The following is a 21,235-nucleotide window of genomic DNA, read 5'->3' as shown; positions in this document are numbered from 1 at the left end:
GATCTTTCAGGGAATCGACAATCCTTGTGTGCTGGCAGACGATTGAGGCGGTTGTTTGATCGCTTCGTCAATACTACCTCGCTTGCGCCGGGAATGCACCTGCTACGATGACGCATGGCAGCCGGGATTCTGTTTGAACCACGCCGCCATGAAGTCGACAAAGGCGCGGACCTTGGCCGGGAGGTAGCGCCGATGTGGATAGACTGCATAGATGCCGGAATCATCGGGCAGGCGATCCTCGAACAGGCTCAGGATCTCACCGCTGCGGATCGCCGGCCAGGCGATGAAATCCGGCAACAGGGCGACGCCCAGTCCCGACCGGACGGCTTCCAGGCTGGCCATCGGGCTATTGACCTCCATCGGTCCCTTGACCGTTACCGAGACCATCGCGCCATTTCTGCCCTTGAACTGCCAGTTGTTGAGCGACTTTGTGTTGGTGTCGGTGATGCAGGGAACCCGCGCGAGATCCGTGGGGTCCTTGAGATCCGGGTGGCCGGCCATGAAGTCGGGGCTGGCGCAAACAAAGACCCGGAACGGCGCCAGTTTGCGGGCGATCAGTCCGGAATCGGCGAGGCGGGTAATGCGGATGGCGACGTCAAAGCCTTCCTCCACCAGGTCGACGAAACGATCCTCCGAGGTGATTTCCAGCCTGATTTCGGGATTGGCCTTTGCAAACTCCACCATGCAGCGTCCGACCTGGGCGTCAGTGAAGGTGCGCGGCGCGGAAATGCGAATCGTGCCCTTCAGGTCGGCGTTGTTCTCGCGCACGAGATCCGCCAGGTTGTCGATCTCCTTCAAGATGTCGGAAGCGGTGCGGTAATAGGTGTGGCCGGCTTCCGTCAGGGAAAACTGGCGGGTTGTCCGGTTGAGCAGCAGGGCTCCAAGGTCGTCTTCCAGTTCGCGGACGTATTTCGAAAGCAGCGCTTTCGAGCGACCGTTCTTGCGGGCGGCGGCTGAAAATCCCTCGGCCTCGACGACGTCGATGAAAGCGCGAATTCTGGTCAGCGAATCCATGATCAGCTCCCGTGGGCGGCCTCGAGTATCCGCCGGCCCAGCCGCAGCAGGGCCCGGTCGGACCCGGCGGGTCCGAACAGCGACAATCCGAAGGGCGCGTCCGACACCGTCGCCATCGGCAGAGTCAGTTGCGGCATGCCGGTCAATCCCGAGATGCACAACAAGCGCAGCGCCCTTTCGCGGTAATCCTGGACGGCTTCGAAGGAGGCCTCAGCGAGCGGCGCCGCTCCCGGCATGGTCGGCATGAGTATCAGACCGTCGTTGCCGAGCAGTTGCCCGACTTCCCGCGTCAGGTCCCGCCTGCGCTGCGTTTCTTCTTCGTAGGCACGGCTGTCTATGGTTGCGCCGTAGTCAAAACGTTCCTTGACGCCCGGTCCGAGGTTGCGATCCTTCGCGGATATCCAGGCGCCATGTTCGCGCCAGGCTTCATGGGCCTGAATGTTTCGAAAGCACCAGTATCTCTGATCGGCGTCGAGGCTTTCTATTGCTGTTTCACCAGCTTCGCCAAGCACGTCCTGAGCCTTGGCGAGGACGGTTTCGTAGGACACTCGCGCGTCCGGTCCGATAAGCAGGGCTTCCATCTCCGGCAGTCGCATGACGCGGGCAAACCGTGCATCGGAATCCGGCAGCAAAAGGCCGGCGACGCGCTCATAGAGGTCCATATCGCGCGCGAACCAGCCGAAGACATCAAGGCTGGGGGAGAGCGGCATTGTCCTTTCGAGAGATATCACGCCGTGTGTCGCCCTCAGACCGATCAGGCCGCAGAACGACGCCGGGCCGCGGATCGAGCCGCCCGTGTCCGAACCCGTGGCAATGTCGGCAAGGCCCGCCGCCACGGCGGCCGCCGAACCGGAGGAAGATCCACCGGTGACGCGGTCCGGCGCGGCCGGATTGACGGGTCTCGGATAATGCGCGTTGTCGCCGGTCAGCGAAAAGGCCAGCTCGTCGGTCTGGGTCTTGCCTGTGAACCTGGCGCCCGCGTCCAGCAGGATCTGAACGGACGGCGCCGTGCGTTCTGCCGGGTCGGTTTCGTTCTTCCAGTCGGGATTGCCCCGGCCGGTGACATAGCCCGCCACGTCATAGATATCCTTGACCGCGAGACTGCAACCCTCAAGCGGTCCCGCACCGCTGGACGCGACCTCGGGTCCAGGGCTCTCTATGAATGCGTTCCAGGCGTCGGATGGCATTGTTGTCGCGCTCATTGTCTCAATAAACTGAACTGTAGCTTATATGTCGTTCAACGAAATTGGATGCAATACAGCCATGCAGATTCGTTGCAAGTTTTTACTTGATTATGACAACGGCAGCGACTATTTGCGTCTTGCCCAAAGTCGCACGTGCCTGTGGGTGTCCGCCGACCCTCGAATTGGTGAGGTCATCGGTAAGGTACCTGGAACTAACCCCTCCAGTCGTTCTGTCGGCCAACCTTCAGAGCGAGGACATCTTGAAGCAACGACGGTGCGGGCCTTTATGGTGTCTGCCGGCCTTCCAAACGCCGGGGTTACTGCTAGAGGCACACCTTCATTGCCGGAAGTGCGGTTGGGACTCCCATCCAATCCAAGGCAGACAAAGCCAGACGTATCGCTCATTGGGGGCGGTCGTCCCTCGTCGTGTCGCATATGCGTCGCATGCCCGGTTCTCCAACGCCTGGCGGGCGGCAAGTATGAGATACTCTTTGTCTACCGGATTCGTCCGGTAAAGGAGCGCAAGGCGCTCCGATTGGGAGAGTGTAATGACCAATGATCGAATTCGCGATTTTCTCAACACCCGACGACCCGACGGCCCCTGTCTCGTCGTCGATCTCGACATTGTGCGCGACAATTACAGCGCCTTTTCGCGGGCGCTGCCGAACAGCGCCATCTATTACGCCGTCAAGGCGAACCCGGCGCCGGAAATCCTGCGGATGCTGGCCTCGCTCGGCTCCAACTTCGACGCCGCTTCGGTCGTCGAGATCGAACTGGCTCTCGAAGCCGGCGCGACGCCTGACCGCATCTCCTACGGCAACACGATCAAGAAGGAGCGCGATATCGCGCGCGCCCATGATCTCGGCGTATCGATGTTCGCAGTTGATTCCTGCGAGGAAGTCGAGAAAGTCGCCCGCGCAGCGCCTGGCGCACGGGTCTTCTGCCGCGTGCTGACCGACGGCGAAGGCGCCGAATGGCCGCTGTCGCGCAAATTCGGCTGCGTTCCGGACTTGGCGTCGAAAGTTCTCGGCTATGCGAACGACCTCGGCCTCGAGGCCTATGGGGTGTCCTTCCATGTCGGCTCCCAGCAGACCAACCTGGACGCCTGGGACCGGGCGCTCGCCGATGCGCGCCGCGTCTTCGACGCGCTGCTGAAGCAGGGCATCCAGCTGCAGATGGTCAATATGGGCGGCGGCTTTCCGACCCGTTACCTGAAGGACGTCCCGACTGCACAAGCCTATGGCCAGGCGATCTTCGAAGCGCTGAGCCGCAATTTCGGCAATCGCATCCCGAAGACCATCATCGAGCCGGGCCGCGGCATGGTCGGCAACGCCGGCGTCATCAAGGCGGAAGTGGTTCTGGTGTCGCGCAAGGCCGACAACGACAATCTGCGCTGGGTCTATCTCGACATCGGCAAGTTCGGTGGTCTCGCCGAAACGATGGACGAAGCGATCCGCTACCAGATCCGCACGCCGCGCGACGGCGATGCCTTCGAGCCCTGCGTGCTTGCCGGCCCGACCTGTGACAGCGCCGACGTGCTCTATGAGAAGGCGCCCTATCCGCTGCCTGTCTCGCTGACCATTGGCGACGAAGTGCTGATCGAAGGCACGGGCGCCTACACGTCGACCTATTCGTCGGTCGCCTTCAACGGCTTCGAGCCGTTGCGGTCCTACGTGATCTGACGCGTTTCAGGCCGAGAGGTCTATAACGCCGCATTCTCCGGCTTCCGAGCCGAACGCCAATTGAACGCCCCGGCTGTTCCACGCCATGGAACTGATCGGGGCGTTTCCGCCTCTGCGCATCACCGCTTCCTTCTGATCGCCGAAACGGATCGCGAGCACCATCCCGTCCGTGTAGCCGATCGCCACCACCTCGTCCGAGGGGTGGCAGGCGACGCAGGTCACCATCTGGTCGCCGCGCGTGCCGAGTTCCAGCGGCGCCTTGCCCATCGGGCCGTCCTTGCCGGTAAAGGGCCAGACGATTGCGGCCGGCGCTCCGGAGGTCGCCAGCCATTTTCCCTTCGCGCTCCAGCTCAGCGACTTGACCTTGACCGGATAGCCGCTCATGCGCATGTCTTTGTTGTCCTTTAGCCGCCAGCCGTGCAAGGCGTTTTCCTGCATGGTCGACACCACGTAGGCGCCGTCCGGCGAAAAGACGACGCCTGTGTGCGCGCCGGTCCATTCGAGGTCGACCGCCGGCGCCTGGGTTCCGACCCAGTGTAGCGACACGCCATTGTAACGCGCGACGGCGAGCCGCATGCCCTTGGGGGCGAAGGCCAGCCCCTCGACCGTTCGCTGTTGTGCGAACTCGTGTGTTTTCCCCCCTTCAACAACGACATGGGACGATCGGCCAGCGCCGTAGGCGACGCTCCCGCGCGGTCCGGCGGCAACGCTGTTGATCCACTTGTTGTGCAGCGAGGCGATTGCTCGTGTCTCGCCGCGGCTGTCTATGCTGCCGACTTTCCCGTCTTCGCCGCCGATGAGCAGCCGCCCGGAAATCGGATCGGCGCTGGCCGAGACCGCGCCGTCGCAGATATCAGCGTGACGATGACCGTGGTCGAGCCAGTGGACGGTTCCGTCAACCAGAGCAAAGAACGGAACATCGCCCAGAAAGGCGGCGGCAAGACAATGAGCGTTGAGGTCCAGAGGCGCGACTGTAGGCATTCGCGTGAGACGCTCAGGCCTGACAGGCTGCAAAGGTGCGGCGATATTTCTCAGCGTCGAGATCGCGACCGATGAAAACCATGCGGCTCTCACGGTTTTCGCCAGGCTTCCACGCGCGTTCGTGGTCGCCTTCGATCAGCATATGGATACCCTGCACGACATAGCGCTCGTCATCGTCGTCGAAGGCGATGATGCCTTTGAGCCGCAGGATCGATGGGCCGTCATTCTGGGTGATCGACTGAATCCAGGGGAAGAACCGGTCCGGATTGAGCGGTCCCGCCCTCAGCGAGATGGATCGGATACTTGTGTCGTGAATCCCCGAGGCATGATCATGGTGGTGATGGTCGTGATCATGGTGGTGATGATGATGGTCATGATCATGGTGGTCGTGATCGTGGTGATCATGATCGCAATCCGGCCCGCAAACATGATCGGGATGGTCATGGTCGAGGAAATGCGGATCGTTCTGAAGCGCCTTCTGCAGATCGAAGGCGTTGCGGTCGAGGATCTTTTCAAGGTCGATCGCGGCGCGTTCCGTTCGGTATATGCGCGCCGAAGGATTGATCGACCGGATCGTCTGTTCTATGCGCTCGAGTTCGTCTGCGTCGACGAGGTCGGTCTTGTTGAGCAGAACCACATCGGCGAAGGCGAGCTGGTCTTCGGCTTCGCGGCTGTCCTTCAGACGCAACGGCAGGTGCTTGGCGTCGACGAGCGCGACGACCGCGTCCAGCCTCGTTTTCGACCGCACATCGTCGTCCATGAAGAATGTCTGGGCGACAGGCGCCGGATCGGCGAGGCCGGTCGTTTCCACGACTATGGCGTCAAAACGACCCGGGCGGCGCATCAGACCTTCGACCACGCGGATCAGGTCGCCGCGCACGGTGCAGCAGATACAGCCATTGTTCATGTCGTAGATCTCTTCGTCGGATTCGACGATGAGATCGTTGTCGATGCCGATCTCGCCGAATTCGTTGACGATCACCGCATAGCGTTTGCCATGGTTTTCCGTCAGGATCCGGTTGAGAAGGGTGGTTTTGCCTGAGCCGAGATAGCCGGTCAGGACTGTCACAGGAATGGGGCTTGCGGCTTCGCTCATGAAAAAGCTCCGGGAAGAATTCGAGACTTCATATAGGACCATGGCGGCTCGCGCGCCAGTGGTTACGCGAGGCGTTCGAGATCGAATTCATGGACGTCGCGGAGCAGGTCTATGAAACCGTCAACGGAATGATCGATCAGTCTCCGTCCCTTTTCTGCGGTCGCCGCCAGGGCGTTGCCAGTCGCTCCCTTCGGATTGAGGTCGCGCATTTTCCAGCCGAAGGCGTGTGGGCCGTAGGCGCGCAGACACCGCGTCTCGCGTTCGAGGTCCGCCTGCAGTGAAGGAAAGTCGTCGGCGCGCTTCATGTCGACGAGATCGGGCCTGAGCGCCAGCATCACCGAGGTCTCGATTTCGCCGGCATGGATGCCGAACGCCCTTTCGTCCGCCGTGATCGTGTCGGGCGGCAATCCGAAGCGCGTCCAGCTTGTCGCCACAGCCAGCATTGCAAACCGGATTCGCGCCTCCGTTGCGACGATCGTCATCAATGGCGAGTTTCCACCATGAGCGTTGAGCATGACGAATTTGCGGACGCCGGCTGCATGAAGGTCTCCGGCAATACCAAGCCAGCGGTGCACGGCTTCGTCGAAGGAAAGTGTTTTCGTATTGCCGAAATCGACATGTTCAATCGAATAGCCGACCGGCTCCACCGGCATAAAGGACGCCGGAAGATCATCGGGAAGTACGGATATGACGTGCTCGACAATGCCTTCGGCGATTATCGCATCGGTTTCCGGCGGCAGATGCGGGCCATGCTGCTCGAAGGCGCCGAGCGGCAATACGGCGATCCAGTCCGAACGGTCTGCGTCGTCCGGTCCTGGCGGATTTTCCGACCATCTTGGTTCCGGTGATGTCATGAACCAAGCGGTTACTCGTGTAAGCGGTCCCGGTCAACGGTAAGGCGATAAGGAGACTTCGGCGATTTAACCGTATATACAATCTATGGGTGCATTTTGATTTCGGCACAGTCAAAGCGTATAGTGGTCTGTCCGAATGCATTCCTTCGCAACCGTAGAGGGGACCTGAAGTGGCCAAAAAAAGCAAATCCAACGGAGACCGGAAGAAGAACGCGGACCGGGAGGTTGATCTTTTCGCACAACTTGCGGCGACCGCGCGCAGCTCCAGAACGCTCTTGTCCCGGCAATTGCTGGAAGTGGGTCTCTATGCAGGCCAGGATTCGGTTATCCTGTTTCTTGACGCCAATGATGGTCAGCCGCTGTCGGCGATCGCCGCCGAGCTTGGCGTGCGCGCCCCTACAATGACCAAAACGATAAGCCGGCTTGCCGCCCAGGGCTTTGTGGAAAAACGCGAGTCCGAGACAGACGGCCGACAGTCCAGGGTGTTCCTGACAACAGAGGGACAGGAAGCGGTCAAGGCGGTCAGGAAGGCGGTGAAGCGCTCGCAGAAATTCGCAGCCGAAGGTCTTGGCGCCAAGGACGTAAAGACCCTTGGCAAGCTTCTGAAAAAGATCGACCAGAATCTGGTCTCGGCAATCAACACGTGATCCAAGACAGTTCGGAGAGCGCGTCTGCGCGCCCATCCCGGCGCAACAGTTCCGCCGGCGCTCTTTAAAACTTTTTAATTTCACTTTAAAAGCGAGCGCGCAGGTGACCGGCGCGCTGGCCGGTCCTATTGGAGAGGGTTTGTTTATTGGTCCAGAAGGTCAAGCTTTCGACGATCGCCTACTCGCTGGGACTTTCCACCGCTACGGTGTCGCTGGCGCTGCGCGACAGTCCTCTGGTCGCCGATGCGACACGGGAGCGGATCAAGGAGCAGGCGCGCGCGCTGGGCTATATCTACAATCGTCGCGCCGCCAGCCTGCGCACATCGCGATCGGGCATCATCGGCGTGGTGGTGCATGACATTATGAATCCGTTCTACGCCGAAATTCTCCGGGCCATCGAAAGCGAGCTCGACAGGAACCGGCAAACTTTCATCCTCTCGAACCACTATGATTCGGTGGAGAAGCAGCGCAATTTCATTGAAACCCTGCTGCAGCTCGGAGGCGACGGCGTGATCATGTCGCCGGCTATCGGAACGCCGAAAGACGATATCCTGCTGGCGGAAGACAACAACATGCCGGCCATTCTCATCGCCCGCACGGTCGACGATCTTGATGTCCCGATTTTCCGCGGCGACGACGCCTACGGCATCGCATTGGCGACCAACCACCTGATCGGACTGGGTCACCGCGTGATCGCCATGGTAGGCGGCACCGATCAGACTTCGACGGGCCGTCACCGGTATGAAGGCTATGTCGCGGCCCTCGAAAAGGCCAACATAAAGGTCGATTCCAACCTGCGCATTCCCGGTCCGCGAACCAAGCAGGCGGGATTCGAGGCGGCGGTCAATTTCCTGTCTCTGCCGCAGAAGCCGACGGCCGCCGTGTGCTGGAACGACCTGGTGGCGATCGGACTCATGAACGGCATCGCCAGAGCCGGCCTGGTTCCCGGCAAGGACGTGTCCGTCACCGGCTACGACGATCTGGAGGAAGCATCGATCGCGACGCCGTCTCTGACGACCGTTTGGAACGGCCAGTCTGAAGTTGGCCGCATGGCGGCGCGCGCGCTGCTGGACAAGCTCAACGGTTCAAGCGAGGCGGACGGATTGCATTTGATCCGGCCTGAAATGCGGATTCGTCAGTCGACGACGCCGCTCAAGCCGTAAGCGCTCTTTCCCTGCTCTTTGCGTAAGCCCGCACGGCGTCTCCGAACGCCTTGAAAAGCTGCTGTGAAGTTGCATCGGTGGTCGCCCAGTATTCGGGATGCCATTGCACGCCGACGGCAAATCCCCGCGCATTTGTCACCGACACCGCCTCGATGACCCCGTCGTCAGCAACCGCCGCGACGTCGAGCCCCGGCGCCAGATTTCCGATCGACTGACGATGCAGGGAATTGACGCTGGTTTTCTCCGCGTCAAGAATAGTGGCGAGGCAGCTGCCCGCATCGATGTTTATCTGCTGACGGATGGAAAAGCGTACATCCGGATTGTCGCTTTCGACACGGCGGTGATCGAGATTGCCTTCATGTTCATGAATCTCGGTGGCGATCGTGCCTCCAAGCGCGACATTGAGCTCCTGTATGCCCCGGCAAATCGCAAAGAGCGGGACGCCGCGCTCGATCGCGCCGCGGATCAACGGGATGCTGGTTGCATCCCGTTCCCTGTCGTAAGGACCGTTGGCTTCCGTCGGCTGCTCGCCATAGAGTTCGGGATAGACATTGCTGCGCGCGCCGGTGACCAGTACGCCGTCCACCCGGTCGAGCACGGTGGCTATCGCTTCGGCGGCGTCCTCTTCCAGGCCGAATGCAGGCACGATCAGAGGCACGACGTCTGCGGCCTTCATCGCGGCATCGACATATTGGCGAGGCGAGGCGTGCCAGTCATATCCGTCAGCGTGCTTGACGTCTGCGGGGAGCGCCACGATAGGCTTGGTCATCTGCATCTCCTGGCTGGCCGTGCGCCAATGCGTTTGACGGCAGATGCACACAAGTGCGACGACCCGTCAAGCCGGATAGACGAGACCCTCAAACAGTTTGCGCGCGGTGCGCACAATGGCCGCCTTGCGAACCTTGACGCCGTCGCTTTCCGGCTCGGTTTCCATCACCACGCTCGTCTCGCCAATGGGATGTTCAACCGAAATCGTTTTGCGATCGCCGGCCGGAATTAGCGCCATTTTGTGAGCGGGCGATCCCGGCAAAATGCAGGCAGTGGCGACGCTGACAGCGCCGAGAACGCCGATCGAGGCGTGGCAACGGTGCGGAATGAAGGTGCGGGTGCAAATGGCGCCTCCCCTTGCCGGCGGCGCGACCAGGGTCATCTTCGGCACCGACTTCGCTTTGACGTCCCCAAGGTTCATCATCGGCCCGGCTTTCAGGCGCAGCCCTTCGAGCCTGGTTTTCATTTCCTCGTTGCTCTCAAGCTCTTCACGGGTCTCATAGCCGCTGATTGCAAGATCCTTAGCGGCGACCACCACCACCGGCATGCCGTTGTCGATCAGCGTCGCCTCAACGCCGTCGATCATGTCGACAGGGTTGCCCGTCGGCAGCAGGGCGCCGCAGGTCGATCCGGCGGCTTCCGGAAAATCCTCGAGCACCGGCGACGCGGTTCCGGGAACGCCGTCGATGGAAGCCTGTCCGCGATAGCTGACCTTGCCGCCCGGCGTGTCGATCGTGACGATGGCCACCTGAGCGGAGTTGACCATGTAGATCCGGGCTTCGGTTTTTTCGCTATCCGGTTTGAAAAGACCCTTCTCGACTGCAAACGGCAACACCGCGGAGAGAATGTTGCCGCAATTCTGGGCGTCGGTGACAATCGCCTGATCGACGAAGACCTGCAGGAACAGGTAGTCGATATCGGCGTCTTCACGGTCCGACCGGCTTATGACGGCGACCTTGCTCGTCAGCGGGTCTGCGCCGCCGATGCCGTCGATCTGCCGCGGATCGGGAGATCCCATGATGGACAGAAGCAACCGGTCGCGCTCCGCGGTATCCGCCGGCAGATCCTCCTTCAGGAAATAGGCGCCCTTGGACGTGCCGCCGCGCATCCAGACGCAAGGTATCCCGTCAGACATATTTCAGGCCTTTCGCCTTCAGTTTTTCGCGCATGCCGTAGACGTCGAGACCCAACTGCCCGGATTGAAGCTTCTGGCGCACCTCCGTTTCCTTTTCCTCGCGCGCCTGAGATTTCGCAACGACGTCGGCCGCTTCCTCGCGCCGGACGACGACCACGCCGTCGTCATCGGCGACGATCACGTCACCCGGATTGACGAGTTCGCCGGCGCAAACCACCGGCACATTGACGCTGCCCAGGGTTTCCTTGACGGTGCCCTGTGCGAAAACCGCCTTCGACCAGACGGGAAAGCGCATCTCGGACAGCGGCTTGACGTCCCGGCAGCCAGCGTCGATCACCAGACCGCGCACGCCGCGCGCGGCAAGCGACGTCGCCAGCAACTCGCCGAAATAGCCGGCGTCGGAGGGCGATGTCGGCGCAACGACGAGGATGTCGCCCTCCTGACACTGTTCGACCGCCACATGAATCATCCAGTTGTCGGCGGGCGCCAGCGAAACCGTCACCGCCGTTCCGGCGACGAGAGCGCCGGGATAGATCGGCCGCATGTAGGATGCGAGAAGGCCTTTTCGCCCCTGCGCCTCGTGGACCGTCGCCACCCCATACTGGCCGAGCGCGTCGCGCGACGCAGCCTCGGCGCGTTCGATATTCTGTACGACAACAGCGCCCATCACAGTTCATCCACGGTTCTTGGAAAGATCGACTGGAAGCCTTCGGCGTAGCGCGCCGACCTGCCGCCAGCTTGGCCGCCGGAGTTGCGGCGAAACTGGTTGCCGCGGTTTTCCGCGACGTTGGTATAGTAGTCCCACAGATGTTCCTGCCCCTCCATGTACTCGATGGCGGCGCGTTTCTTGTCCCAGACATCGGTGATGTCGAGAATGGTGTCGGGCTTCCAGCCGCATTGTTCGGTCTGATGCGGCTCGAAGAGATACATCTGCGGCGCGCCGAGCACCTTTTCCCCCGGCTTGTGACCCCAGGCCTGTGCGATCATGCGGGCGTCGAGCGTCATGCGCGTGGCGGCCGGATGATCGGTGTTGTAGGGATCATCCAGCGAATGCGACAGCACGAAGCTCGGTTGCACCTGGCGGAAAACGTCGACCAGCCGGTCTATGGCGGCGGCGTCGATATTAAGCGGGTAGTCGCCGATATCGAAGAGCACAAGATCTGCGACGCCGAGCGCTTGCGCCGCGGCTTCCGCCTCCGCCTTGCGCGCGGCTTTCACCATTTCAAGCGTCATGCCCTCGTTTTTCCAGAGCTTTGCGGATTCTCCGCGTTCGCCGTAGCTCAGGCAGACAACCGTCATACGGTATCCGCGTGCGGCGTGCAGGGCGATCGCGCCGCCGGCGCGCCATACGAAATCCGCGGCGTGGGCGCTGACAACCAGTCCGGTCTTGTCCATGGGGTCTCCTTCCTTGTTTCTCAGTTCCAGTAGAGGCAGGTCGGATTGTCGACCAGCATTTTTCGTCTCACGGTCACGTTCGGGCAAATGCGCGCGATGCGGTCGACCAGCAGTCCGTCGTCCGGCATGTGGCTCACCATGTTGGGATGCGGCCAGTCGGCGCCAAACAGCACCCTGTCCGCGAAGACCTCGATCAGCCGCTTCGACACCGCGTCCACGTCAATGTAGGGCGGTCCCTGTCTGGACAGGCGTTCGGGACAGCTGACCTTGATCCACAGGCGGTCACTGCTTGTCAAAAGTTGTTCCAGTGTTTGATATTCGGGACTGTCGACGCCTTTCTCCACGGGAACACGGCCCATATGGTCGATCACAACCGGCGTTTCGACAGTCTCGATCAGGAGGCGAACGGCGTCGATCGAGTCGGGTTCGCAATACACGACGACATGCCAGCCGAGCGGCGCAATCTTTTCGACGATCTTGAGGCGGTCTTTCAGAGGCTGAAGCGCCTTCAGACGCTTGACGAAGTTGAAGCGCACGCCCCGCACGCCCGCCTCATGGAGCATTTCGAGTTCGTCAACGCCGGTCGCCGGGTCCACGACTGCAACGCCCCGGGCCTTGTTGCCGGCTTTGCGTAAGGCGTCGACCAGCGCGGAATTGTCCGCGCTATGGCAACTCGCCTGGACGATTACGCATCGCTCGAAGCCCAGATGGTCGTGCAGCCTGAACAGCAATTCGGCGGGGGCGTCGACAGGCACATAGCTGCTCGTCGAGGCGTAGGGAAACCTGTTCGCCGGTCCGAAGACATGACAATGGCTGTCGCAAGCGCCTTCAGGCAATACGATCTGAGGTTTGCCCGGATCAGGATCAAAGGGCAGATAGCCCGGAGTAACGATTTGGCGCTTCGCCGTCACGTCGAGGTTCGACCGCCGCAGGATCCGGAAAGATCGCGAAGCGAGGCCGCCGTGGCGTGAACCAGTTGATCGATCGCCAGTTCGTGATCGTCGCCGCTCGATGCGCCGCCGGTCAGGCGATCGATACGGTCGCCATTCACCAGCGTGTAGTAAAGGGCGCCCAGCAGGAAATGGCAGCGCCAGACAATCGCGTTGCGGTCGGCGCCGGGAATGCAGTTCGCGATCGCGTCGACAAATGCGTGGCTTGTATCGTCGAAAGATGCGGCGATGATTCGCTGGGCGGCTTCGTTGCCCTCCATCGACAGAATGGCCCTCACTCTCGTGAACCGGGCGCCGCCGCCTGCAACGTCGGATTGCGAGGAAAACGCCGGCAGCACGAATGACCGGATCATCGCCAGCAATCTGTCTTCCCGATCGTTGATGCGTTCGGCTTCGCGCAGCAATTCCATGCGCCGCAGATTCATCGGGCGCGTGTGGCGCTCGTAGATTTCGGCCAGCAGATTTTCCTTGGCGCCGAAATGATAGGTGACGCTGCCGAGATTGGCGCCGGATGCGCGCGCGATCTCGCGCAGGCTGACGGCATGATAGCCGTGCTGCGCCATGAGCGTCTCGGCGGCGTCGAGAATCGCATCCCGCGTGGATGGCCGCGCCCTCTTGTACGGTCGTTCTATCTTTTCGTTCTTTTGCATAATTGCATGTTACATGCATCCAAAGCGAAGCCAAGTCAAACGGACTTTGTCGCAGGCTCTGGAACATCGCCCGTCGCAAAGCGATCGGTTGCTTTTATTCGCCGTGAAATAGAATTACTCTAAGCGACGGAGGATGCGATGACAGCACATGACGTAACGCTCGACGACAAGTACGATCTGACAAAAGACAGAATATTCGTCACCGGATCCCAGGCGATTGTTCGGCTGTTGCTGATGCGCAAGGAACTGGACCGACGGGCGGGTCTCGATACAGCCGGCTTCGTCTCCGGCTATCGTGGATCGCCGCTCGGCGGTCTTGACCAGCAGCTTGCGCGCGCCGGGCGAAAACTCGCTGAATCCGACATCGTCTTTCAGCCAGGCATCAACGAGGAACTCGCCGCGACCGCGTGCTGGGGAACCCAGCAGGCCGAGCTTGACGGTCGTGGCCGCTTCGACGGCGTTTTCGCCTTGTGGTACGGCAAGGGACCGGGCGTCGACCGGGCGGGCGACGTCTTTCGCCACGCCAACCTTGCCGGCAGTTCCAGGCATGGCGGCGTTCTGGCGCTGATGGGCGACGACCATACGGCGGAATCCTCCACCAACGCGCATCAGACGGAATTCCAGTTCGTCGACACCATGATCCCGATTTTCAATCCGGCGGGCGTCCAGGAAATCATCGATTACGGACTGTACGGCTATGCGCTGTCGCGCTTCGCGGGAACCTGGGCGGCGCTGAAATGCGTCAAGGACAATGTGGAGTCGACCGCTTCCGTGGAGGGGGGTCTCGATCGGCTGAACATTGTCACGCCGGAATTCGACATGCCCGCGGGCGGCCTGAACATCAGGCCGGGAGAACTGGATTTCATTGGCCAGGAAATCCGGCTGCACGAATACAAGCGGCAGGCCGCAAGCGCCTTCATTCGCGCCAATCGCCTCAATCACATCGTCTATTCGGGCGGACGCAGTCCGAAGCTGGGCGTTATCAGCGTCGGCAAGAGTTTCCTCGACGTGCGGCAGAGCCTGGAAGATCTGGGCGTCGACGAGCGGGAAGCCGAGAGGATCGGCCTGCGTCTGGTCAAGATCGCGACGCCCTGGCCGCTGTCGCGCGAAGATTTCCTTCCCATGGTCGACGGTCTCGACATGGTGATCGTGGTCGAGGAAAAGCGTTCCCTGATCGAAGCGCAATTGCGTGAGGAGCTCTATGGCGCTGGCCATCAACCGGTCATCGTCGGCAAGAGGGACGAACACGACAACTGGCTGTTTCCGGTTCGCGGCGCGCTCGACCCCAACGACATATCTGTCGCCATCGGCGAGCGGATCCTGCGCGTGATTGGCCATTCGGAGGAAATCGACGCCAAGGTCAAGCGTGTCCGCCAGTTCCAGGCGATGCTTGCCGATACGGCGGACATCGCCCAGCGAACGCCGTATTTCTGTTCCGGATGTCCGCACAACAGTTCGACCAAAGTGCCGGAGGGCTCGGCGGCGGCGGCCGGGATCGGCTGTCATTTCATGTCGATATGGATGGATCGCAACACCCAGGGCTTTACCCAGATGGGCGGCGAGGGCGCGCAGTGGGTGGGGCAGGGGCTGTTCTCCGACCGAGAGCATATTTTCCAGAATCTCGGAGACGGCACCTACAATCACTCAGGACTGCTGGCGATCCGCTTCGCGCTGACGTCGAAGATCAACATCACCTACAAGATCCTTTACAACGACGCGGTCGCCATGACCGGCGGACAGTCGCACGAAGGCGGGCTCACCGTCGACGCGATTGCGCGACAGGTCCGCGCAGAGGGCGTCGACCGGATCGCCCTCGTGTCCGACGAACCCGCCAAATATCCGCAAGGCATGGATTGGCCGGAGCGCATCACCTTTCATCACAGGTCGGAACTCGACGCCGTCCAGCGGGAGCTGCGCGATATTCCGGGCGTGACGGTGCTGCTCTACGACCAGACCTGCGCGGCGGAAAAGCGCCGCCGCCGCAAGCGGGGAGCCTTTCCGGATCCCGACAAGCGTGTGTTCATCAATGAACTGGTTTGCGAAGGATGCGGCGATTGCGGCGTTCAGTCGAACTGCGTTTCCGTGCAGCCGGTAGAGACCGAGTTCGGGCGCAAGCGCCGGATCGACCAGTCAAGCTGCAACAAGGATTTCTCCTGTATCGAGGGTTTCTGTCCATCCTTTGTGACGGTGCACGGCGCCAGACTGAGGAAAGCGGAAGGGCTGGCCCTGACAGGCGATCCGCTTGAAGGCGTGTCCAAGCCTTCGATCGCTCCGATGGACACTGGCTGGGCCTGCATCATCACAGGCGTCGGCGGAACAGGCGTCGTCACGATCGGCGCCATTCTCGGCATGGCCGCGCACCTGGAGAACAAGGGTTGCGGCATGATCGACATGGCCGGTCTCGCCCAGAAGGGCGGCGCGGTCTTTTCGCATGTGCGCATCGCCGAACGTCCGGAAGACATCCATACGATCCGGGTGCCCGCCGGCAAGGCTGATCTGGTGCTCGGCTGCGATCTCGTCGTATCCGGGTCGCGCAAGGTTCTGGCGGCCGTTCGCGAGGGCGAGACCCGTTTCATTGCCAATATCGCGGAAGTCATGCCTGGCGATTTTGCGCGCAACGCCGATTATCATCTTCCGACCGAGCGGTTGAAGCGGGCGATCACGCAGGCGGCCGGGGAGGAAAACGTTGCTTTCTTCGATGGCTCTCACGCCGCCAACAAGCTGTTCGGCAATGCGATCGCCGCCAACATGTTCATGCTGGGCATGGCGGCGCAATCGGGTTCGGTTCCCCTCGCCGCCGAAACGATCGAGGAGGCGATCCGGCTAAATGGTCAGGCGGTGGACATGAACATACAGGCGTTTCGCTGGGGGCGCAGGGCCTTGGTCGATCCGGATTATGTCCGGTCTCTGATCGAGGACGCCGACAGGCCTGCTGAAGAAGACGGCGAGACGGAAGATCTGCAGCAGATGATCGCGCGTCGCAGCGCGTTTCTTCACGCCTATCAGAATGCCGCCTACGCCAGCCGCTTCCGCTCGAAGGTCGCCGCGATCGAGGCGGCGGAGACCGCTGTCGCAGGCCGGGCCGGCCCCCTTACAGAGGCTGCGGCCCGGGCGCTTTTCAAGCTGATGGCGATCAAGGACGAATACGAGGTTGCGCGGCTCTATTCCGATGGCGGTTTCAAAAGGCAGCTGGAGCGCCAGTTTCAGGGATGGGACAGCCTCGAATTTCATCTTGCGCCGCCGCTTCTTGCGCAACGAGACGAAAAGGGACGCCTGAAGAAGCGCAGTTTCGGACCGTGGCTCATGAAACTCTACCCGCTTCTCGCAAGAATGCGCGGCCTGAGAGGCACGGCGCTGGATCTCTTCGGATACCAGGAGGAGCGACGGGAAGAGCGACGCATACTAAGGGAATATGAAACTCTTCTCGGTGAAGTGGCGGGCGGTCTGGTCGCCGGAAATCTGGACGCCGCTACAAGATTACTTTCCTACCCGCAAAACATTCGCGGCTACGGACATGTCAAGAAGCGTTCAATCGAGGCGGCGGAAAAGGAAGCGTTCGAACTCAGGAGACTTTACGACGGAGAGCCCTTTACGAAGAATATTGCCGCTGAATAAAGTTAGGGTTGGGGGTTCACAGCACTTAAAAGCTTCCTTAATTCTTTTACTTTACTGTTGAGCCGAAAATAAATGGCATCACAGATGACGGCAAATACGGACGGCGACATCCCGACAGATGTATATCTGTCATTCGTGCGATCGCTATTCGGCAATCGCATGACATTGCGGGCCGGAATGATCGCGCACGTAGTGACGTGTCTTCTGATCTATCTCAAGGTCAGGGACCCGGCGTACCTGGTGTTCGCCGGTCTGATTTTTCTGATCTTCGTTGGCCGCAATCAATCCTTTCACAGGTTCGATGAAGTCGAGTTCTCCGTCAACGATCGGGCGACCATCGCGCGATGGGAGCGCAACTACACGATCGGGGTGGGTCTTTTGGCGCTGACCGTCGGGTGTATGACCGGCTACAGCTTTTTCATCACGCGGGACAATTTCGCTGAACTGGCCTCCCTGTCGATCACAATGGGCTCGATGGTGTCCGTCGTCGGAAGGAATTACGGCTCAAAGCGCATCGTCGACATCATTTCCATTTGCGCCTGCGCGCCGTTTCTCATTGCGCTTTTCCTGCGCGGCGACCTGTTCATGGCGTTGCTTGGCCTGCTGATCATTCCGTTGATACTGACGACGCGATCCATGGCCAATGGCGTGCGCGAGTTCCTCTATGACAACGTCATGAGCCATCGGGAATTCGCCATGGTCGCCGGACGCTTCGACACGGCGCTCAACAACATGCCGCATGGCCTTTTCATGCTGGACAAGGACAGACGTATCGTCGTCGCCAACCGAAAGGCCGTAGAATTGCTGGGTCTTCGGGACGGCGTGACGCTCACCGGCCATACGATCAACGCGATTCTTCGCTACGGAGTGAAGCGGACATTGCTGTCCGAGGAGCGGGCCGATGTCGTGCGCTCCCAGCTCGAAGGATTGCTCGACGGGCGAAAGTCGCGGGCGCTTCTGAAATTCGCCGACGACCGGTATCTCGAGTTCACCGCAAAGCGGCGAAGCAACGAGGGCGCCGTCCTGATCTTCGAGAATGTGACAGCCCGTATCCGCGCGGAAGAAAAAATCATGCACATGGCGCGATACGACCAGCTCACCGGTTTGCCGAACCGCGCCTATTTCGCCGAATTCGTCGAGCAGAGTATTCGCGAAATGCCGGATGACGAGCGCTTTGCCCTCGTCGTGCTCGATATTGACGACTTCAAGCACGTGAACGACACCAGCGGCCACATGACCGGCGACCGGCTGTTGTGCGCGCTTTCGGCGCGGCTGACGGGGCTTGCCGACGACACCATGACGCTGTCTCGCTTCGGCGGCGACGAGTTCGTCGTCTTCGTTCGCAACGTCAAGGATGAGGCCCATGTCGATCAGCTAATGACGGAGTTGTTCGACAGTCTGCGCGGAACCTATCTGATCAACGGCAACCGCCTTTTCGTCAGTCTCAGCGCGGGCGTCGTCGTGTCGACGAAGTCGGAATCGCGCCTCGACCACCTGCATATCAAGGCGGATCTCGCGCTCTATGAAACCAAGCACAACAACAAGAACGGCTGGACGATCTTCGCCGATGACATGGACGAGAAGTATACACGTCTGCAGAAGATGAAGGCGGCTCTTCGAGATGCGATCCGCACGAAATCCTTCTCCGTCGTCTACCAGCCGATGTTTGCCGCCGGCACGATGGCGGTGGCCAGCTGCGAGGCGCTGTCACGCTGGTACCATCCGGATTTCGGGTCCGTGTCTCCCGCCACCTACATTCCCCTTGCCGAGGAGATGGGCGTTGTCGGCGAACTGACGCGGCATATGCTGAACGTCGCTTGCCGGGATTGCGCGAACTGGGGCGACGATGTCGGCGTCTCGGTCAACTTGTCCGCCAACGATCTGCGCAATGAAGACGTCGTCGATATGGTGGAAGGGGCTCTCAAGGCCTCAGGCCTCGAAGCTTCGCGATTGCAGCTCGAAGTGACGGAAAGCGCGTTTGTTCAGGACATGTCCGAAGCCAAGAGGGTTCTGGAGAAGCTGCGCGAAAAGGGCGTCGTCATCGCCATCGACGATTTCGGCACCGGATATTCCAGCCTCAGCTATCTCCATCTGCTGCCACTCAACAAGGTCAAGATCGACCGGTCCTTCGTCTCGGACATCACCGGCAACGAACAGACTTTCAAGCTTCTCAAGGGCATTGTTCATCTGTCCCGGGAACTCGGCATGGAAGTCGTGATCGAAGGCGTTGAAACCGAGGAACAGTTGCAGTTGATCAGAAGCAGCAATTGCGCCGAATTCGTTCAGGGGTTCTTCTTCGGCGTTCCGGTGCCCTATGGAAGCATCGCCGAGCTTATTTCAAGCATTTCAGGCCGGGATCGCAAGCAACTTGCTCCAGCTGAAGCCGCTCTCGCCGAAGACAAGCTTCATTCCGTCGAATAATTGCATTGGTATCTATCCGCTGATTGCCTTTGCATCGTCCGGCGCGTCGTCCAGTTTTGCCACATAAGCGTAGCGAAAGAACATGATGGACGCGAGCGGCGGTAGTAACATCGTCACGAGCATGGCGTTTCTGAGCGACGCGCCGTCATCGGCCGATGTTCCCATTTGTGCGAAGAGATCGCTGAGAACGCCTATGGCCGCCGGCACTCCGCCATAGGCGATGAGGGACGTTGCGAACATGATGACGGCGATCGCCGTGGCGCGAACGGCCTGGTTGGCGATCCTGTGCATGCAGGCCATGGAGGGACCGAAACCTGTCGCTGAAATGAAGAAAGCGGCGAACAGGCAGGGATAGGCGATGGAGAGATCCGCGCCCAGATAGAGGGGCAGCAGCGGAACAAGCGCCAGCGCGCAGGACAATCCGGACCACCAAAACTCCCAGCGGGCGTCGCGCTTTACCAGAAACTTGATGATCAGGCCGCCGCCGAATGTTCCGGCGATGAGGCCGAGACCCAGGAAAGCGCCGCCGACCCGGGCGAATTCTTCCGTGGAAATTCCGTAGGTTCTCTGAAAGAGCGCGGGAATCCAGGTGGCCGCGCCAACCATGGTGTAGAGCAACGGAATGGCAATGATCAAAGCCTGTGTCTCGCGACGCTTCAGCATTGCGCTCACGTCGCCGAACGAAAGCGCTTCCGTTGCGACGAAGCGACGTTCGGGGCGTGGATCACGCAGAAACAGAAAAAGCATCGCGACCGGTATGGCGCCGAACAGTCCGAAAGCGACGAATGTCATGCGCCAGCCGATCTGTTCCAGCACGAGACCGCCGAGCAGCAGGCCGACCAGCGTGCCGACGGTGCCGAAACCGGTAAAGAGCGAGATCATCATCGCTCGGTCCTTGACCGGCACGGTGTCGGAAATGATCGATTGGGAGGCCGGAACGCAGCCTGCTTCACCGACGCCGACCGCCACGCGACCGGCGAACATCTGCAAAAAGCTGTAGGCGAAGCCCATGGCGCCCGTCGCCGCGCTCCAAATCACCAGGGCAAGACCTATCAGCCGGACCCTGTTCCAACTGTCGGCAATCCTTCCAGCGACCAATCCGATCACGGCATAGGAAACGGCGAACGCAATGCCCCCGAGAAGTCCCATCTGGCTGTCGGAAAACTCGAATTCAGCCTTGATCGGCTCCACCATCAGTGAAAACAGCACCCGATCCATCTGGTTAACCAGATTTATTGTGCCGAGGATAGCCAGAACGAGAGCCGGCTTCTGCAGTTTGCTGACGCCCCCGCCATTCATGTTTCCTAACCCCTGATTGCCACAATAATCGCGCATTGTTCGCGGCGCCGAATCACAGTTTCGTCGCACGAGACGCTGTTGGTCAACGATGTCGAGCGGGCAATGGCTTAAAGTGTTGAAAAATGACTGGTTTTGAACCGGTTAATAAGAGTTTGTTTGTATCGCGCTGGACGTTTGTGTTTGCGTTTGATGTATAACGTTGACGGAGATTACTATTTATGTGTGTGTCACGTCGATGCAAGCTGCAGCCTAACGATTATCTCTCCCGCCATTCGAAATTCAGAATTAACCTTAACATGAAATCTCAATCGTTAGAGAATTGTTAAATCTTTATTAAATAAAATCACGCTGGTACCATTTACCAGTTCTTTACCAATGCAG

At 60.4% G+C, this 21,235-nt stretch carries 17 protein-coding genes; 5 read left to right on the top strand and 12 right to left on the bottom strand.

Annotated elements, in window-relative coordinates; translation table 11 throughout:
• Positions 1–102 precede the first annotated feature (102 nt).
• On the bottom strand, positions 103–1,014 hold the full coding sequence (locus tag AAFN47_RS21340; protein ID WP_499811284.1) for a LysR family transcriptional regulator: 912 nt from the start codon (positions 1,012–1,014) through the stop codon (positions 103–105).
• Between the two features lie 2 nt (positions 1,015–1,016).
• Positions 1,017–2,216: an amidase gene (locus AAFN47_RS21335; RefSeq protein WP_499811283.1), complete on the bottom strand. Its 1,200-nt coding sequence runs from the start codon at positions 2,214–2,216 to the stop codon at positions 1,017–1,019.
• 530 nt (positions 2,217–2,746) lie between these two features.
• On the opposite strand from AAFN47_RS21335, the gene odc2 reads away from it, so the two are divergent.
• Entirely contained in the window at positions 2,747–3,880 is a 1,134-nt protein-coding gene (gene odc2 / locus AAFN47_RS21330; protein WP_499811282.1) for an ornithine/lysine decarboxylase, read from the top strand.
• Positions 3,881–3,886: 6 nt separating this feature from the next.
• Here the strand turns inward: odc2 and AAFN47_RS21325 are convergent, their stop codons facing one another.
• The 3 genes from AAFN47_RS21325 to AAFN47_RS21315 form a co-directional block, all read right to left on the bottom strand.
• The gene (locus AAFN47_RS21325) at positions 3,887–4,861 is read right to left on the bottom strand and encodes a WD40 repeat domain-containing protein (RefSeq protein WP_499811281.1); all 975 of its coding nucleotides are present in this window, start codon (positions 4,859–4,861) and stop codon (positions 3,887–3,889) included.
• Between the two features lie 13 nt (positions 4,862–4,874).
• The gene (locus AAFN47_RS21320) at positions 4,875–5,957 is read right to left on the bottom strand and encodes a CobW family GTP-binding protein (RefSeq protein WP_499811280.1); all 1,083 of its coding nucleotides are present in this window, start codon (positions 5,955–5,957) and stop codon (positions 4,875–4,877) included.
• A gap of 62 nt (positions 5,958–6,019) precedes the next feature.
• Positions 6,020–6,811 carry a creatininase family protein gene (locus tag AAFN47_RS21315; protein WP_499811279.1) on the bottom strand — a complete coding sequence of 264 codons (792 nt, stop codon included), beginning with the start codon at positions 6,809–6,811 and terminating at the stop codon, positions 6,020–6,022.
• Positions 6,812–6,981: 170 nt separating this feature from the next.
• Between AAFN47_RS21315 and AAFN47_RS21310 the strand changes: the two genes are divergently transcribed.
• Together AAFN47_RS21310 and AAFN47_RS21305 are read left to right on the top strand one after the other, a co-directional pair.
• On the top strand, positions 6,982–7,458 hold the full coding sequence (locus AAFN47_RS21310) for a MarR family winged helix-turn-helix transcriptional regulator (RefSeq protein WP_499811278.1): 477 nt from the start codon (positions 6,982–6,984) through the stop codon (positions 7,456–7,458).
• Positions 7,459–7,604: 146 nt separating this feature from the next.
• Positions 7,605–8,621 (top strand): LacI family DNA-binding transcriptional regulator, encoded by a 1,017-nt coding sequence (locus AAFN47_RS21305; protein ID WP_499811277.1) that lies wholly within the window; start codon positions 7,605–7,607, stop codon positions 8,619–8,621.
• On the opposite strand, the gene AAFN47_RS21300 is transcribed toward AAFN47_RS21305, so the two are convergent.
• The 6 genes from AAFN47_RS21300 to AAFN47_RS21275 all read right to left on the bottom strand — a co-directional run bounded on the left by AAFN47_RS21300 (position 8,611) and on the right by AAFN47_RS21275 (position 13,519).
• Positions 8,611–9,390 carry a gamma-glutamyl-gamma-aminobutyrate hydrolase family protein gene (locus AAFN47_RS21300; protein ID WP_499811276.1) on the bottom strand — a complete coding sequence of 260 codons (780 nt, stop codon included), beginning with the start codon at positions 9,388–9,390 and terminating at the stop codon, positions 8,611–8,613. The genes AAFN47_RS21305 and AAFN47_RS21300 overlap by 11 nt on opposite strands.
• 66 nt (positions 9,391–9,456) lie before the next feature.
• Positions 9,457–10,524: a 4-oxalomesaconate tautomerase gene (locus AAFN47_RS21295; protein WP_499811275.1), complete on the bottom strand. Its 1,068-nt coding sequence runs from the start codon at positions 10,522–10,524 to the stop codon at positions 9,457–9,459.
• Positions 10,517–11,191: a 4-carboxy-4-hydroxy-2-oxoadipate aldolase/oxaloacetate decarboxylase gene (locus AAFN47_RS21290; RefSeq protein WP_499811274.1), complete on the bottom strand. Its 675-nt coding sequence runs from the start codon at positions 11,189–11,191 to the stop codon at positions 10,517–10,519. Before AAFN47_RS21290 ends, AAFN47_RS21295 begins: the two co-directional genes overlap by 8 nt.
• Positions 11,191–11,919 (bottom strand): PIG-L deacetylase family protein, encoded by a 729-nt coding sequence (locus AAFN47_RS21285; RefSeq protein ID WP_499811273.1) that lies wholly within the window; start codon positions 11,917–11,919, stop codon positions 11,191–11,193. The genes AAFN47_RS21290 and AAFN47_RS21285 overlap by 1 nt, the downstream gene beginning before the upstream one ends.
• Before the next feature lie 20 nt (positions 11,920–11,939).
• The gene (locus tag AAFN47_RS21280; RefSeq protein ID WP_499811272.1) at positions 11,940–12,830 is read right to left on the bottom strand and encodes an amidohydrolase family protein; all 891 of its coding nucleotides are present in this window, start codon (positions 12,828–12,830) and stop codon (positions 11,940–11,942) included.
• Positions 12,827–13,519: a TetR/AcrR family transcriptional regulator gene (locus AAFN47_RS21275; RefSeq protein ID WP_499811271.1), complete on the bottom strand. Its 693-nt coding sequence runs from the start codon at positions 13,517–13,519 to the stop codon at positions 12,827–12,829. Before AAFN47_RS21275 ends, AAFN47_RS21280 begins: the two co-directional genes overlap by 4 nt.
• 138 nt (positions 13,520–13,657) lie before the next feature.
• Here AAFN47_RS21275 and AAFN47_RS21270 point away from each other — a divergent pair, with 138 nt between their 5' ends.
• Together AAFN47_RS21270 and AAFN47_RS21265 are read left to right on the top strand one after the other, a co-directional pair.
• On the top strand, positions 13,658–17,134 hold the full coding sequence (locus AAFN47_RS21270) for an indolepyruvate ferredoxin oxidoreductase family protein (protein WP_499811270.1): 3,477 nt from the start codon (positions 13,658–13,660) through the stop codon (positions 17,132–17,134).
• Positions 17,135–17,218: 84 nt separating this feature from the next.
• Positions 17,219–19,555 carry a putative bifunctional diguanylate cyclase/phosphodiesterase gene (locus AAFN47_RS21265; protein ID WP_499811269.1) on the top strand — a complete coding sequence of 779 codons (2,337 nt, stop codon included), beginning with the start codon at positions 17,219–17,221 and terminating at the stop codon, positions 19,553–19,555.
• Positions 19,556–19,567: 12 nt separating this feature from the next.
• On the opposite strand, the gene AAFN47_RS21260 is transcribed toward AAFN47_RS21265, so the two are convergent.
• Positions 19,568–20,854: an MFS transporter gene (locus tag AAFN47_RS21260; protein WP_499811268.1), complete on the bottom strand. Its 1,287-nt coding sequence runs from the start codon at positions 20,852–20,854 to the stop codon at positions 19,568–19,570.
• Between the last annotated feature and the right edge of the window lie 381 nt (positions 20,855–21,235).

The sequence above is a fragment of the Hoeflea sp. CAU 1731 genome, from assembly GCF_039888615.1.
Taxonomy (GTDB): Bacteria; Pseudomonadota; Alphaproteobacteria; order Rhizobiales; family Rhizobiaceae; genus Flavimaribacter.
Note: the sequence above shows the minus strand (reverse complement) of the source record. Positions and strands in the feature narration are given on the sequence as shown.